Annotated in this window: 12 protein-coding genes; 7 read left to right on the forward strand and 5 right to left on the reverse strand. The window is 41.7% G+C overall.

The window, feature by feature from the left end:
* Positions 1–292: 292 nt before the first annotated feature.
* The gene (locus tag DVR12_RS06870; protein WP_116974900.1) at positions 293–2,656 is read right to left on the reverse strand and encodes a S9 family peptidase; all 2,364 of its coding nucleotides are present in this window, start codon (positions 2,654–2,656) and stop codon (positions 293–295) included.
* A 101-nt stretch (positions 2,657–2,757) separates the two neighbouring features.
* Here DVR12_RS06870 and DVR12_RS06875 point away from each other — a divergent pair, with 101 nt between their 5' ends.
* The gene (locus tag DVR12_RS06875; RefSeq protein WP_116974901.1) at positions 2,758–3,297 is read left to right on the forward strand and encodes a histidine phosphatase family protein; all 540 of its coding nucleotides are present in this window, start codon (positions 2,758–2,760) and stop codon (positions 3,295–3,297) included.
* 66 nt (positions 3,298–3,363) lie between these two features.
* Here the strand turns inward: DVR12_RS06875 and DVR12_RS06880 are convergent, their stop codons facing one another.
* From DVR12_RS06880 to DVR12_RS06890, 3 genes are all read right to left on the reverse strand, one after another.
* On the reverse strand, positions 3,364–4,707 hold the full coding sequence (locus tag DVR12_RS06880; protein ID WP_116974902.1) for a hypothetical protein: 1,344 nt from the start codon (positions 4,705–4,707) through the stop codon (positions 3,364–3,366).
* 259 nt (positions 4,708–4,966) lie between these two features.
* Positions 4,967–6,343 carry a magnesium transporter gene (mgtE, locus tag DVR12_RS06885; RefSeq protein WP_116974903.1) on the reverse strand — a complete coding sequence of 459 codons (1,377 nt, stop codon included), beginning with the start codon at positions 6,341–6,343 and terminating at the stop codon, positions 4,967–4,969.
* Positions 6,344–6,400: 57 nt separating this feature from the next.
* Positions 6,401–7,279, reverse strand: coding sequence for a bestrophin family protein (locus DVR12_RS06890; protein WP_116974904.1), 879 nt, complete (start codon positions 7,277–7,279; stop codon positions 6,401–6,403).
* A gap of 127 nt (positions 7,280–7,406) precedes the next feature.
* Between DVR12_RS06890 and DVR12_RS06895 the strand changes: the two genes are divergently transcribed.
* The 6 genes from DVR12_RS06895 to hutG all read left to right on the forward strand — a co-directional run bounded on the left by DVR12_RS06895 (position 7,407) and on the right by hutG (position 14,040).
* Positions 7,407–7,805 carry an SET domain-containing protein gene (locus DVR12_RS06895; RefSeq protein ID WP_116974905.1) on the forward strand — a complete coding sequence of 133 codons (399 nt, stop codon included), beginning with the start codon at positions 7,407–7,409 and terminating at the stop codon, positions 7,803–7,805.
* Positions 7,806–7,969: 164 nt separating this feature from the next.
* A complete protein-coding gene (locus tag DVR12_RS06900; protein WP_116974906.1) occupies positions 7,970–8,449 on the forward strand; it encodes a MarR family winged helix-turn-helix transcriptional regulator in 480 nt (159 codons plus the stop codon).
* Between the two features lie 13 nt (positions 8,450–8,462).
* On the forward strand, positions 8,463–10,031 hold the full coding sequence (gene hutH, locus DVR12_RS06905; RefSeq protein WP_116974907.1) for a histidine ammonia-lyase: 1,569 nt from the start codon (positions 8,463–8,465) through the stop codon (positions 10,029–10,031).
* Positions 10,009–11,682: a urocanate hydratase gene (hutU, locus tag DVR12_RS06910; RefSeq protein ID WP_116974908.1), complete on the forward strand. Its 1,674-nt coding sequence runs from the start codon at positions 10,009–10,011 to the stop codon at positions 11,680–11,682. The genes hutH and hutU overlap by 23 nt, the downstream gene beginning before the upstream one ends.
* Before the next feature lie 133 nt (positions 11,683–11,815).
* Complete coding sequence (hutI, locus tag DVR12_RS06915; RefSeq protein ID WP_116974909.1) at positions 11,816–13,042, forward strand: imidazolonepropionase; 1,227 nt, start codon at positions 11,816–11,818, stop codon at positions 13,040–13,042.
* A complete protein-coding gene (hutG, locus tag DVR12_RS06920; protein WP_116974910.1) occupies positions 13,039–14,040 on the forward strand; it encodes a formimidoylglutamase in 1,002 nt (333 codons plus the stop codon). Before hutI ends, hutG begins: the two co-directional genes overlap by 4 nt.
* On the opposite strand, the gene DVR12_RS06925 is transcribed toward hutG, so the two are convergent.
* Positions 14,019–14,864 (reverse strand): CHAD domain-containing protein, encoded by an 846-nt coding sequence (locus tag DVR12_RS06925; protein ID WP_116974911.1) that lies wholly within the window; start codon positions 14,862–14,864, stop codon positions 14,019–14,021. The two genes, hutG and DVR12_RS06925, sit on opposite strands and share 22 nt — an antisense overlap.
* Between the last annotated feature and the right edge of the window lie 68 nt (positions 14,865–14,932).

Raw genomic sequence — 14,932 nt, forward strand, 5'->3', positions numbered from 1 at the left:
TGTCAGATATGGTTTTATATGGTGTATTTTGAAGATCTCAAATTAAAACGAAAAAAGGAATATGGTGCATAATAACTTGAAGATTAAGATTTCTTAATATTCAAACATTATTCACCGTATTCCCTGTTTCTTTTTATCTAAATAGAATAGTCTGTAGAATACTAGCATGACAATCTATATTTGATAAATTATATTAAAAATTTTTCTTATTTAACTATCACATTTTACTTATGAATCTGCAAAGAAACGAATAGCTCTCTAAAAAACATTAAAATAAAAAAAATTAAAATCTTTATGGTTGCAGCAGGGTACTATTAAACAACAGATGTATCCGCTTGTATTCATCCGTCCAACTGGCTGGATTAATAAAACCATGATCTTCTACCGGATAAACTGCCAATTCCCAATTGTTCTTTCCTAACTCAATTAATCGCTGCGATAAACGTACTATATCCTGGAAATGAACATTCGTATCTACCATCCCATGGCACATCAGTAGTTTTCCTTTTAACCCTTCCGCAAAGTAAATAGGCGAAGAGCGGCGATATGCTATACTATCTGTAAACGGTTCATTTAAGATATTACTGGTATATCCATGATTATAATGAGCCCAATCTGTTACTGATCTTAAAGCGGCACCGGCTGCAAATACATCTGGCTGGGTGAATAAAGCCATCAACGTCATAAAACCTCCATAACTTCCGCCATAAATGCCTATACGCTTTGCGTCGACCTGCAATTTTTCTGCCAGATATTTAGCTGCATCAACTTCATCATCCAGGTCTTTTCCTCCCATATGTCTGTAAATACCGGTTCTCCAGTTACGACCATAGCCCGCACTACCCCTGTAATCAATATCAATAACCGTATAGCCTTCATCCGTCAGCATATTATGAAACATATACTCCCTGAAATAGCTGCTCCACCACTTATGTGCATTCTGTAAGTATCCTGCTCCATGCACAAAAATAATGGCTGCATTATTCTTCTTTGCCGGATCCGGTGTATAAAGCCTTGCATACACGGTTTGCTGATCTCTTGCCTGAAAAGTAATTACCTGCGGATCTCTCCATCCGTAAGCCTTAAATTCTTCAGATTGTGCCAGATTGGTTACCTGTATTGCTTTGGCCTTCCCTTCATTTGGTTGTATAAACAGCTCCCAGGGCTTATTGGAATAAGAATAGCGGTATGCTATCCATTTCCCATCGGGCGACACCGTTACTTCATGCGCCCCGGTCTGACTGGTAATCCTTTCTGCTTTCCCGCCCTGTACCGGCAAATGATAGAACTGCTTTTCTCCGGGGTGTACCTCATTAGTAACTATGTAAAATTGTTTGTGATCTGGAGATAACTGCACATCCTGCACTTCATAATTACCTTTGGTTAATTGTGTTGTGTTGGCAGTACTAACCTGATAGGTATACAAATGTGAATATCCTGTGGCTTCAGATTGGAACCAGCAGGTGTTTTCATCAACCCAGCCAATATTGCTGCCTCCCTGGCTCCAGCCAATTCCGGGCCCGGCTATCCAAGCCTCATCCCGCTGCCGGTTAATCGATTTTAAAGTACCTGTACCTGCATCCAGTAAAGCTATCCATCTGTCTTTATTATCCTGGGATCTGAGATCTACCAGCGCATATCTTCCCTGTTCCGACCAATAAGGACCATTTACAATCACTTGTCTTGTAACCGCTGTATCTTTCTGAGGATAATCCTTTGTGTAATCCGGTAGGTCTTTTATTCCCGGTAATGCTGTTGTAATGATTGGTAATACTGTATCTTTTTGCCGGTCAAATACAAAGCTCTCATACTTTTCCTGCGGAGCACCTACTTTCTCTCTCGACTGTATATCGGTGGTAAATCCTGTAGCCGTTACAAATTCGGGAACGATGGTGTTTTTTGCATTTTTAGGTACGGAGTATAAAGTATAGGTAACGAAACGGCCGTCCGGACTAATTTGTACGTTTGTTAGCCTTTTATCCTGTGTATATAATTTTCGCAGGGCAGGGGCATCATGAGCTTTATTGAAAGCAGTAGCTGCATCTTTTTTAGCCTTTTTATCCTTGATGATGTCCAGTAATTCGAGTTGCTGACGCTGAAGATATTCTTCCTGCGCATTGCTTTTACTTTTATCATCAGACGGATTGCCCGACTGGAAATTAGTTAATTGAGTGGTTTGGCCATTTTGTTTATCCCAGGCCCACAGATTATCATCCTGCTGGTACACAATTTGTTTTTCACTAAAGCTGAATACAGGGTTTACTTCCCGGGCCACAGTGCTGGTAAGTCGCTGTACTTTACCGGTTTTAGTTTCCAACAGATAAATATCTCCCTGGTAACTGTAAACCAATAAAGATTTATCGCGGTTGTAGGTACCCTGAGACTGGGCCAGAATTAATGACCTTTCAGCAGCTTTGGTTTTTTGAGGGTTGCTGTTTTTAATACTTGAAAAGTAGAGAGAATCGGAAATCTGCTTATCCGGGTTCCAGTTAAAGTAAAGGGTCTGATTATCAGATCCCCAGAAAACTGCATCTGGCGAAGTACCGATCCACTTTGGATCTCGCATGATTTTTTCTACAGTTAGCGCACTCTTTTGCTGAGCATAGGCGGAATGGGCTGATAAAAAAATAACGACGGGAATTACCCATTTTCTCATAGCGGTTATTTATTTTGTTGCAAATAAATGTAATTGTTTATTCCTAAACCCGCGTTTTTTTTGGATAGGCGTATGCTGATTTTCTTCTTTAATTTCGCCTTATGCGCATATTTGTAATATTCATATCAATTGCTCTGGTATGGGTTGCCTGCAAGCCTAAACAAGCAGTCAAACAACCTATTGAAGTATCGGACGATAGCGTTTTTCTAACGGGCACCTTTTTCGTGGTACGACATGCAGAGCGGAACCCGGGGAGCGATTCTACCCTAACTTTAGCGGGGCAGCACAGAGCTGGTGCACTTTATCATCTTTTAAAAGATTCCCTTATCAATAAAATATATATTACTCCATTTAAAAGAAGTATTCAAACTGCCGATAGTCTGAGAATATACCAGCATATTGATACTTGTTATTATACAGCAGATTCAACAGGTGAAAGTCTGATTTATCAGATCACCAGGCATGATGACTGGGGAAAACGTATTTTAATTATTGGTCACTCCACTACTATCATCCCCATTTTGAGGAGTCTTAAGGTAGAAGGGCCTTTATCGCCTATACATGAAAACGATTTTGAAAGATTTTACAGGGTTAGAATGACCAGGGAAAAATCAGAGCTTACAGAGAGCTGTTATCCATAAAGAAATAGGCTGAAGCAAAGATTACCTTTGATTCAGCCTATTTAAAATTATAGCAGCAGTGCAAAATTATTGTGTTCGTTTCATCGAAAATTCAGCCTTTACTTTTAATTCTTCCAATACACGACAAGGAATAGGTTTTTTTCTATCTGGTCTCATTAATGTAGCTTCAAGGGTTCCTGTTACCAGTTCACCTACATTTCCCCAACGCGTTATGTTTACAGCACCGGCGGATGCTACTTTTTCTACACCACCATCTGCCTTACATATGTTATTAGAAGATAAGAAGTTAAGGTCATCATCATTATATTCATAATAACCAAATGCTTTACCGGTAGCTCCAACATCGCCATACGGATAACTTCCTACACCTACGCCTCCCATAGTAAACTGGAAGCTTCCATCTTCAGTTTCGCCTGCAATATAAAAAGACTGATTGTTTCCACTAATAGCAACATCTTTAAGATTAACCTTTAGTCCACCTACGTACATATCGAACTTCCCTGCAATAAGTTTTATATCCTTTAACAGGATCATCTTACCTGTTTTGCCCGGACGGGTAGGATCTTTTTTGTCGAAAAGATTGGAAAGGGTAACTTCAACAGTAGAAGTGCTGCTACGGGTCAGTTTGTTTGGTGCGGTCAATGTCACGGACACATTATCTCCATTAGCGGCCATAGTACCAAGACCATGCAATTTCCAGCCTGAAACATTACTTGTTTTTTTATAGTCTTCAATCCCAATTAAAGGGAACATTATATAATCCGATGCCTGATCTGTTTCCGGTATATCTTTCGCACTTGTAACCTTTCTTATACCCACTTGAGCCTTTTCTCCTTCATTCAAAGAGGTATGATCGGCCATTAGTGTGAAAGAACGATACACTCCCCAGGTACTGAAGTGGGTAGTCGTTACAGTCAGGGTTTTATGAATACTGTCAAGAACGGTAGATTCTTTACCAAACCAATAACCAGCTTCATCCTGATATGCTACAACCAGTAATTCCGGGTGACTACCATCTACATCCAGATCCGAATATTTAAATTGGATAGAAACCGGTTTTGCAAATTTTACATTTGAAGGTTGTAATTGATAACAAATAGTATCACCATTCAATGGGAGTGTGGATTTAACAGGTTGCAGGCTAAACTGGGTAGCAGCAGTAACAGTACCCGGAGGAACGGTTACAGTGATACGATTATCAGTAGTTGCAAGAGTACCACCAGCAGGTCCTATGGATTTTGTAATAGGGGCTCCAACAGCTGCTCCTTTTTCAAAAACAGTAGGAGGGGAATCTGCATTGATCGAATTATCAGGATCTTTTTTGCAAGCTGCGAAGCTACTTAAAAGCAAACCACATAAGAGGACACGATACAATTTCGTACCGAAGAAGGGCAAACAGTTCTTTTTCATGCTTTTCGCGTTTAATCAGAGTTTTGATTACAAAAAAAGACCGTATTGAAACAGGAAGGAAATGATTGAGATATAGACAGGTGTTTCGACAATAGAAAGCAGGTATATGACGATGAATGACATTTATGGCATTATTTGCCCTTTTTCGTGTATTATGGAGTAGTTAGTAAGCAGAATAGGGTAATTGGTTTGCATTCACTACTAAAAAAGCTGACCCAAACAGGCCAGCTTTTAACTATAATTTTTTGAGAGAATGATTTTATAATAAAGTTCCTTTCAGGAAAGAATAAGCTACTGTAAAATAGATCAATAACCCTGTCACATCCACCAGGGTAGCTACAAACGGGGCAGAGGAAGTAGCCGGATCCGCTCCGATTTTCTTTAGTATTAACGGAAGCATGGAACCGGAAAGGGTTCCCCATAAAACTACGCCTATCAGGGTAACACCAACAGTAGCGCCAATCAGGATAGTATGATCTCCATAACTATGGAAGAATGAGCTCCAGATTAGTATTCTGATAAAACCTATTGACCCTAATACACTACCTAATAAAATGCCTGAAATGATTTCCCTTCTCATGACTCTCCACCAATCGGCTACTGTGATTTCTCCCAGTGCCATAGCCTGAATAATAAGGGTGGAGGCCTGTGATCCGCTGTTTCCTCCTGAAGAGATGATTAGAGGAATAAACAGTGCCAGTACAACCGCTTTAGCTATTTCATCTTCAAAAAAGCCCATAGCAGTAGCAGTAAGCATTTCTCCGATAAATAAAACAACCAGCCAGCCAACACGCTTCTTCACCAGCTTGAGCAAGGGCATATCGAGGTATGGTTCATCCAGGGCCTCGGTACCACCAATCTTCTGGATATCTTCTGTGTGTTCTTCGTTGGCAATCCATAACATATCATCGATGGTCACAATACCCAGTAATATGCCATTGTCGTCTACCACAGGTAAAGCGACGCGGTTTTCCATTCTGAACACCTGAATAGCTTCTTCCTGGTCGTCGCTGGCATGTAGTGATACGAAACGGTCATCCATCAGGGTATGCACTACGGTATCCGGCGATACCAGAAGGAATTCCCTGATTCGGAAGTCATCCAGCAAAATCCCTTTCTCATCAATAACATAAATAACATCAATGGTCTCACTGTCTTTCCCATATTCACGGATAAAGTTCAGTACCTGTTTCACCGTCCATTCTTCACGGACAGCGATATAGTCGGGGGTCATAATACGACCCACACTGTTTTCCTTATAACCTAAAAGGGAGAGGGTAATTCGTCTTTCTTCGGGGTCTAACAGTTTAATCAGCTCTTTTACCACTTCACTTGGCAGTTCTTCCAGGAAGGCGGTACGGTCATCCGCTGGAAGCTCATTCATCAATTCTGCAACTTTGGAGGGTGTCAGGGCTTTAATGACATCTTCCTGTAGTGGAAAATCGAGGATACGAAAAGCCGCAGCCGCCCGGCTGATCGACAAATTATTGATGATGATGCCGGCATCGTCCGGCTCTTCGTGAATTAATTCGGCTATATCCGTGATCAACTGGTCATCCAGATACACCGACAATTCACGATAATTCTTTTCTTTAACCAGGGTCCGGAATCTTTCCAGTAAAGCTTCATTTTCCATGTACAATTGCCTCTGACTGCGAAATTAACTTAAAATAGGCTCCTGTCGAACCTCTTCCTATAATAATTCTGATACATGCAACCTGATATTGTTGCTCATAGTATCCACTGGTAAGTCGTTTGCATCCTTGCCGAAGGGATCTTCTATTTCCTCGGCAATCAGCTCAAGACTCGCCAGTACAAAGAAAATAAACACTACCATCGGTATAATTAGATAACCTAAACTAAAGACATATCCGAAGGGCATGGTCATGATATAGAAAAAAATAAACTTCTTTATAAACACGCTATAAGAAAAGGGAATAGGAGTATTTTTAATGCGTTCACAAGCCCCGCAAACCTCCGTGAAGGATTGTAGCTCATTATTCAACACAATTAATTGCTCTCCGGTTAATTGATTTTTTCTATATAATTCCATCGTTTTATTCATCAATTGCTGGGCCAGCTGATTAGGAATATGTTTCTCAGGGTCCAAAGATACTGGTCCTTCTCCCGGAACCGGCTGAAATTCATCCGGGTTAAAGGTCTTGCGCAGATGATTTTTCAAGGCAAAAGCATAATTGGGGATCATTACCTTGAAATACGCTCTTGCTTCTGTATTGGTACCAGGAAGCATGGCTTGCAGTTTCATAGCCAGATTACGGCTACTGTTTACCAGGGTGCCCCACTGCCTCCTGCCTTCCCACCAGCGGTCATATGCCGTATTGGTGCGAAATACAAGTAACAGGGAAATTACAAAGCCCAGTAGTCCATGCATCAGGGAAATATTTTTAATCTCGCTGTTGGCAGATAGTTTCCATACTTCCAGCTCCAGCCAGGCTATAAGGGCTGAATAGATGGATAATGCAATGAACATAGGGAATAGCTTGCGTACAGTATCAGCTTTGTGAATACGGAAAATAAAGGTGAACCACTCTTTTGGATTATAATTAATCATATATCTGGGTTGATGATGCCGCAAAAAAAATATTTTTCGGGTCGCAAACCTAAAATTTTTGATTGTGATTTTGATAACTTATTGGTTTAACTTTACTTTACGTCTTTCTTTTATTTGAAATAGCGCTATGATAAAGCCATACTTGTACATTGATAAGTCTAAAGGACGAGGCAGAGGTGTTTTTACAAAGGATAAAATTCCTGCAGGCACCAGAATCGAAACCTCTCCTGTACTTGTCCTCTCTAACGATGATACCGCAATTGCAGACAAAACAAAACTCCATAACTACATCTTCCTTTGGGGCGTAAGAGAAACACGTTCCTGCATTGCACTGGGGTATTGCTCTATCTATAATCATGATTATAACCCTAATTGTGAGTATGAAATGGACTTTGATGCCGAAACCATGAGCATTATTACCCGTCGGGATATTAAAAAAGGTGAAGAGCTTACCATCAACTATAATGGTGATGTGACCGATACTTCCCCTGTTTGGTTCGATATCAAAAAGAGAAAAGAAGAATAGCCCCAGCGGCAGTTTAACGAATTAAATGTTATTTGATTCGTTTTTCTTTTTGTAAAATATATAAGTGCTTATATAAATTTCATACATTTACATTGTATAAGTGCTTATATAGTTTGATGATTAAGCACGAAATTATTGACTGGTAATAGTTTAATAACCATAGCATGTCGTTTTACCCATCATTAGGCTATCTGGTATTTGGCAGCCGCCTGCGCCGCCTCAGCGAATATTTCCTCATGGAAGTAAATAAAGTTTACGAACAAAAAGGCATCCCCTTCGATGCCAGCTGGTTTCCGGTGTTCTATTTATTATCGCAACATCAGCCCATTTCATTGATTGAAATGGCTGAACAACTGGAAATATCCCACTCCGCTGTCAGCCAGATGATCACCAACCTGAAAAAGAAAGGACTTGTTAAAGCTACTCCCTGCAAAGAAGATGGCAGACGACAACTAGTAGCTTTTTCAAAAAAAGGAGAAGAAATGCTGCATCAGATACAACCTATCTGGACAGCCATCACAGCTGCCATGGATGAATTGGTTTCTACCAACAAGCAGAGCCAGCAAGTACTTGCTGCCATTGCCCAAATCGAACAATCAGTACAATCGAAACCTTTATCTGAAAGGATAAAAGAACAACTATAAATACACCAAAACAATGAGTAATATATTTAAATATGGAATCGACCAGCTTACCGTTCCCCTGGCAATAGATATTGCTGCCGGTAAGATCAAAGGCGTTCTTACACCTGAAGTAATTGAACGGGTGCAGGCCAGCTACGGTTATGTACAAACGATTGTTTCCCAGCATACCACTGTATATGGCATCAACACCGGATTTGGTCCGCTTTGCGATACCAAAATCTCAGAAGAAGATACCCGCGCACTCCAATATAATATCCTTCAAAGCCATAGCGTCGGTGTCGGAAACCCTATCCCTGAAGAAATTGCCCGTATCATGCTTGTTACTAAAGTACATGCACTGGCCCAGGGATATTCAGGAGCCGCTTTATCAACGCTCGAACGTATCATCTGGCATATAGATCATAAGGTCACTCCATTGGTGCCTGAAAAAGGATCTGTTGGCGCATCGGGCGACCTGGCTCCATTATCTCACCTCTTCCTGCCTTTAATTGGCCTGGGTAAGGTTTGGTACAAAGGCCAGGAAACCGATACAGCTGCCATGATGCAACAAGAAGGTATTAAACCTGTTGTATTAGGCCCTAAAGAAGGCCTGGCTCTAATTAATGGTACCCAGTTTATTCTCTCCTTCGCAGTAAAAGCCGTACAGCGCTTATACAATCTGTTGGAAGCAGCTGATATTGTTGGGGCTTTATCGCTCGAAGGCCTGATGGGAACTGCAAAACCATTCGATCCACGCTTACATAATATTCGTCCTTTCCCCGGAAATCAGCTTGTGGCACATCGACTCAAAACGATGCTGGACCATTCTGAAATCATGGTGTCGCATATCGATTGTGACAGGGTGCAAGACCCTTATTCATTGCGTTGTATGCCACAGGTGCATGGTGCATCCCGCACCGCATGGCTGCATCTCACTGAGCTAACCAATATTGAGCTGAACTCCGTAACCGATAATCCGATTATCTTCTCAGCCACCGATACCATTAGTGGAGGAAACTTCCACGGACAGCCAATGGCCCTGCCTTTAGACTATGCTACCGTTGCTGCTGCCGAATTGGGAAATATCTCTGATCGCCGTTGCTATATGATGATTGAAGGCCGGTATGGATTACCTAAACTCCTGATTCAGGATGCAGGGTTGAATTCAGGTTTCATGATCCCGCAATATACCACCGCCGCATTGGTTACAGAAAACAAAACACTTTGTTTCCCGGCAAGTGCCGATAGCATACCAACTTCCCTTGGTCAGGAAGATCATGTTTCCATGGGTTCTATCAGCGGAAGAAAATTAAACCAGGTGATCGGAAATGTGGAATACATATTAGCTATAGAGTTGCTGTATGCCGCTCAGGCAGTAGATTTCCGCCGCCCGCTTAAATCGGGCCCGGTGTTGGAAGCAGTGCATCAATACACCAGAGAAAAAGTTGCTTTTGCGGATAAAGACAGAATTTTCGCCAATGATATCGCAGCATTGTATGAAATTATCAAAGATCAGTCTCTTGTTCGTGTAGCCAATGAAGCAGCTCTTAACAATCAACTTAACTTAAACGGATTATACAATGACCAGTTTGGACTTTATTAATAAATACGCGGCTCACCCGCATTACAAAGCCCCTCGTGGCAATAATCTTCATGCTAAATCATGGCAAACTGAAGCCCCGCTTCGCATGCTATTGAACAACCTGGATGCCGAAGTAGCTGAGAACCCCGACGAACTGGTTGTTTACGGCGGTATCGGACAGGCAGCCCGAAATAAGGAGTCATTACAAAAGATAATTGAATTACTACTGGAATTAGACGATAATCATTCGCTGTTAGTACAATCTGGAAAACCGGTTGGAATTGTTCGTACTCACCCGCAAGCGCCACGTGTAATGATTGCCAATAGTAACCTGGTACCTAAATGGGCTACCTGGGAACATTTCAATGAACTGAGAGCCAAAGGACTCATGATGTATGGCCAGATGACCGCTGGTAGCTGGATTTACATAGGTACACAAGGTATTTTACAGGGAACCTATGAAACATTTATGGAGTGCGGACGTCAGCATTTCAATGGTAGTCTGAAAGGTAAATTGTTAGTAACTGCGGGTATTGGTGGTATGGGTGGTGCTCAGCCACTGGCAGCTACAATGGCCGGTGCAGTGTTTATTGGTGCCGATATTGATCCTACCCGTATCCAAAAACGATTGGATACCCGCTATATCGATAGAATGACTACTTCTTATGAAGAAGCAATCCAATGGGCTAAAGCGGCTCAGGAGAAAGGGGAAGCCTTATCTATCGGTTTAGTTAGCGATGCCGGCGATATGCTGGAAAGAATGTTGAAAGACAATATTATTCCCGATATTCTCACAGACCAGACATCAGCTCATGATCCGCTGAATGGTTATATTCCAAACGGGCTTACTTTAACTGAAGCCACTGAATTACGCAAACTGGACCCTTCAAGGTATCGCGAGTTGTCGTTAAAGAGCATGGCCCGCCATGTTGGCTTCATGTTGCAGATGCAGCAAAAAGGTGCTGTAACCTTCGATTATGGCAATAATCTCCGCGAATTCGCAAGAGAAGGAGGAGAACCCAATGCATTTAATTTCCCGGGATTTACCCCTGCCTATATACGTCCACTTTTCTGTGAAGGTAAAGGCCCATTCCGCTGGGTAGCATTATCAGGCGATCCCGAAGATATTTATACTACTGATCAGGCATTGATCGAAGCATTTCCGGAGAATACACACCTGATCAACTGGCTGAAACAGGCCAGAGAGAAGATCGCATTCCAGGGATTACCTGCACGTATCTGCTGGTTAGGACTTGGAGAAAGAGAGAAGGCCGGCTTGATATTCAACGATCTCGTGAAAACAGGTAAAGTGAAAGCCCCAATTGTAATAGGCCGCGATCACCTCGACTGTGGCTCTGTTGCTTCACCGAATCGCGAAACTGAAGCAATGAAGGATGGTTCTGATGCAGTGAGTGACTGGACTTTATTAAATCTTATGTCTAATACCGGTGGCGGAGCTACCTGGGTATCATTCCATCATGGAGGTGGAGTAGGCATGGGATATTCTCAACATGCCGGTATGGTTGTTTTGGCAGATGGAACAGAAAGGGCTGCTGAGTGTTTAAAAAGAGTGCTTTTCAATGATCCGGCTATGGGAATTTTCAGACATGCTGATGCAGGTTATGAAAAAGCCCAGGAATGGGGAAAACGCTTTGGAATAAATATTTACTAATAAGTTTCACGCAAAGAGGCATAAGAAGCAGAGAAGCAGAGTATTTGAATAGAAGATCTTATTTCTAAACACACAAATAAATTCCTTTGCGTCTCTGCTTCTTATGCCTCTTTGCGTGAAAAAAAATCAGTATATGAAAACATTAATAGGACCTTTTGCACAGATAGTTACGCTTACCAATCTCGCTGAGAAAGGTACATTACACGATGAACAGCTGGAAGTAATAGAAAAAGGAGGGATTGTAGTTGAAGGGGCCGAAATTATAGCAGTTGGAGAATACCACCTGTTGCAGCAAAAATATCCGGGTTGTGAAATTTCGTTTATAGACTCCCCAATGGTATTAGTGCCAGGTTTCATCGATTGTCATACACATATTTGCTTTGATGGGAATAGAAACCGTGATTATGCCATGCGTATTGCAGGTAAAAGCTATCTCGATATTGCACGTGCAGGTGGCGGCATCTGGGATTCTGTATCAAAAACCAGAGCAGCAGATATTATTAACCTCACAGAAAATACAGTTGCAAGAGCTAACAGACAATTGCAGGAAGGTGTAACTACCATTGAAGTTAAAAGCGGATATGGACTTAACCTGGAAGAAGAGTTAAAAATGCTCAGAGCTATTCAGAAAGCGGGAATGCACACCAAAGCAACTTTAGTATCTACCTGCCTGGCAGCTCATATGAAACCCCGCGATTTTGAAGGCTCTACCAAAGAATATCTCCAATGGATTGTTACAGAATTATTACCAGTAATTCAATTGGAAGAATTAACAAAGCGAGTAGATATTTTTGTTGAAGAAACGGCTTTCTCACCCGAAGAGGCTACCTGGTTTTTGCAACAGGCTATTCAGAAAGGATTTGCAGCAACAGTACATGCAGACCAATTTACTGCCGGTGGTTCCAGGATCGCAACAGAATTAGGCGCCGTGTCGGCCGATCACCTCGAGGCAAGTACTGATCAGGAAATAACATTTTTAGCAAAAGCAGATACAGTTGCAGTAGTTTTGCCCGGTGCATCCCTGGGATTGGGAATGGGGTATGCACCAGCCAGAAAGCTATTAAATGCCGGAGCATGTGTGGCAATTGCAAGTGACTGGAATCCTGGCTCGGCTCCAATGGGCGACCTCTTAATACAAGCCGCTGTATTGAGTGCAGCAGAAAAACTATCTACTGCCGAAGTGATGGCCGGACTTACATTCAGAGCAGCAAAAGCATTGCAATTTAATAATATTGGTAGGTTGCAACCAGGATACCAGGCGGATTTACAAGCATACCCAACAAACGATTACCGGGATATACTTTATTATCAAGGGAAAATGAAACCAGCGATGGTCTGGAAAAATGGCAGTTTAATATGATAACAGCAGCTAATTATAATGCTACCGCCTCCGGGATATGGACAGGCAGGATCGATGGCACAGCACCAGAACAACTGAGGTGGCACCAGGTAGTAAGGATTGCGAATCTTTTGCAGTCGCCATTACCTCCATTGCTTCCCAAACAAAAAGGAGTGGCACTATTAGGATTTGTCTGCGATGAAGGTGTTAGAAGGAATAAAGGAAGAGTAGGCGCAGCAGATGGCCCGGCTGCTTTGAGAAGCGTATTGTCGAACTTTCCGGTTCATTTTCCTGAGCAAACCATGTTGCTGGATGCAGGTGATATTTTATGTGTTGGGCAAGCTTTGGAAGATGCACAGGAAGTATTGGCCCATGCTGTTGCAACATTGCTTGAAGCTGGCTATTTTCCGGTGTTACTGGGCGGCGGACATGAAATTACGTATGGTCATGCCAGTGGTATCAGGCAGTGGGCTAAAGGAAAGGAAGTTGGATTTATAAATTTTGATGCACATTTTGATATCAGAATTCCTGAGGCTGAAGGCCCAAGTAGTGGTACCGGATTCTGGCAGCTGGCACAGGATTGCAAAAGAGATAATCAGCTATTCCACTATCTGGCATTGGGAATACAGCAGAACAGCAATACCAGGCAGTTATTCAATATTGCTGGGGAAGAAGATGTAACCTATGTTGGAGCTGATGCTTTTCAACTAAACGATAAGGATACACTATTTGCAGCTATTCAACATTTTTTGAGCCAGGTAGATAAAGTATATCTGACAACCTGTATGGATGTTTTTGCGGCGGCTTTTGCACCGGGAGTAAGTGCTGTTGCCTATAACGGAATAATGCCAAATGGACTTATGTTACAGGCTTTTCGTCAGATTTTGAACAGTGGTAAAGTGGTGAGTGCTGATGTTGCCGAGTTGAACCCAACTTATGATGTTGATAAACGTACAGCTAAACTAGCTGCTGCATTAGTTTTTGAGATCGTGATGGCTTATTGCGGTGAAGCAGCCTGATTGACCGAGAGTTTTCGTAATTGCTTTGAAGCTAAAGCCAATTGTTCTTTTTCATCTGTTTGAATAAGTGATACCAGTTTGTGTGTATTAACAGGTAGATTGATGTTTTCCTTTTTTAACCAGGATACTAACTGTTTCACATACTGTAAAAGCATACTGGTATCATGCCATTTCCCCAATATCTCACCTCCTTTATACATTTCTGCAATCAGTTTTTTGCTACCGTAGCCCGAAGGTAATACCTCCGATAAAATGGTTAACTGATAATATAAGGACTTTACCTTTTTCCTTTCTTCGTGCCAGATCTTATGATGTGCATTACTGGCAGGCAGGATAATACTCTTTCGTTGTTGATCCAAAAATCTTGTCAGATCGGTCAGTGCGCGATCTTTATCCAGATCCCGAATAGATTTGAGAAACCTGTCGGGCAGTGTTTTGATCTTTTTAAGGGTTACATGCTTAAGGGTATCTGTCAGCATTTCAATGGCAGTAGTTTGCCTTGTATTTAATAATAAATGTGCATGAGAAAAGCGTGTTTTGGCTTTTCTTTCATAGCTTTTGAGATGCATTTCCTGTAAATGAATATCTCTGGCTGCCCCACCTATTTTTTGGATCAGTTTTAAGGTATGAAGATGCTTACTCGTTCCAAAGGAGTATCCTGGTAATTGTTTAGCCAACGAAAAGAAAGCCCGAAGTTTTTTGGTAGATACTCTGAGTGCATGAATAGCTTTGGGATCAGAAGGATGTTTTAGCAACGCTTCATATGCCAGGAGGATTGCTTTGCTCTCCTGTTGCAGGTATTCATATAACGCTTTGGATAGCATCTTTCTAAGTTAAAAAAAATTATGGGTTTTGAGAGTTATTACAAGAATTAATATATTTGCGCCTTAAA

It is taken from the genome of Chitinophaga silvatica (assembly GCF_003419895.1).
Taxonomy (GTDB): Bacteria; Bacteroidota; Bacteroidia; order Chitinophagales; family Chitinophagaceae; genus Chitinophaga; species Chitinophaga silvatica.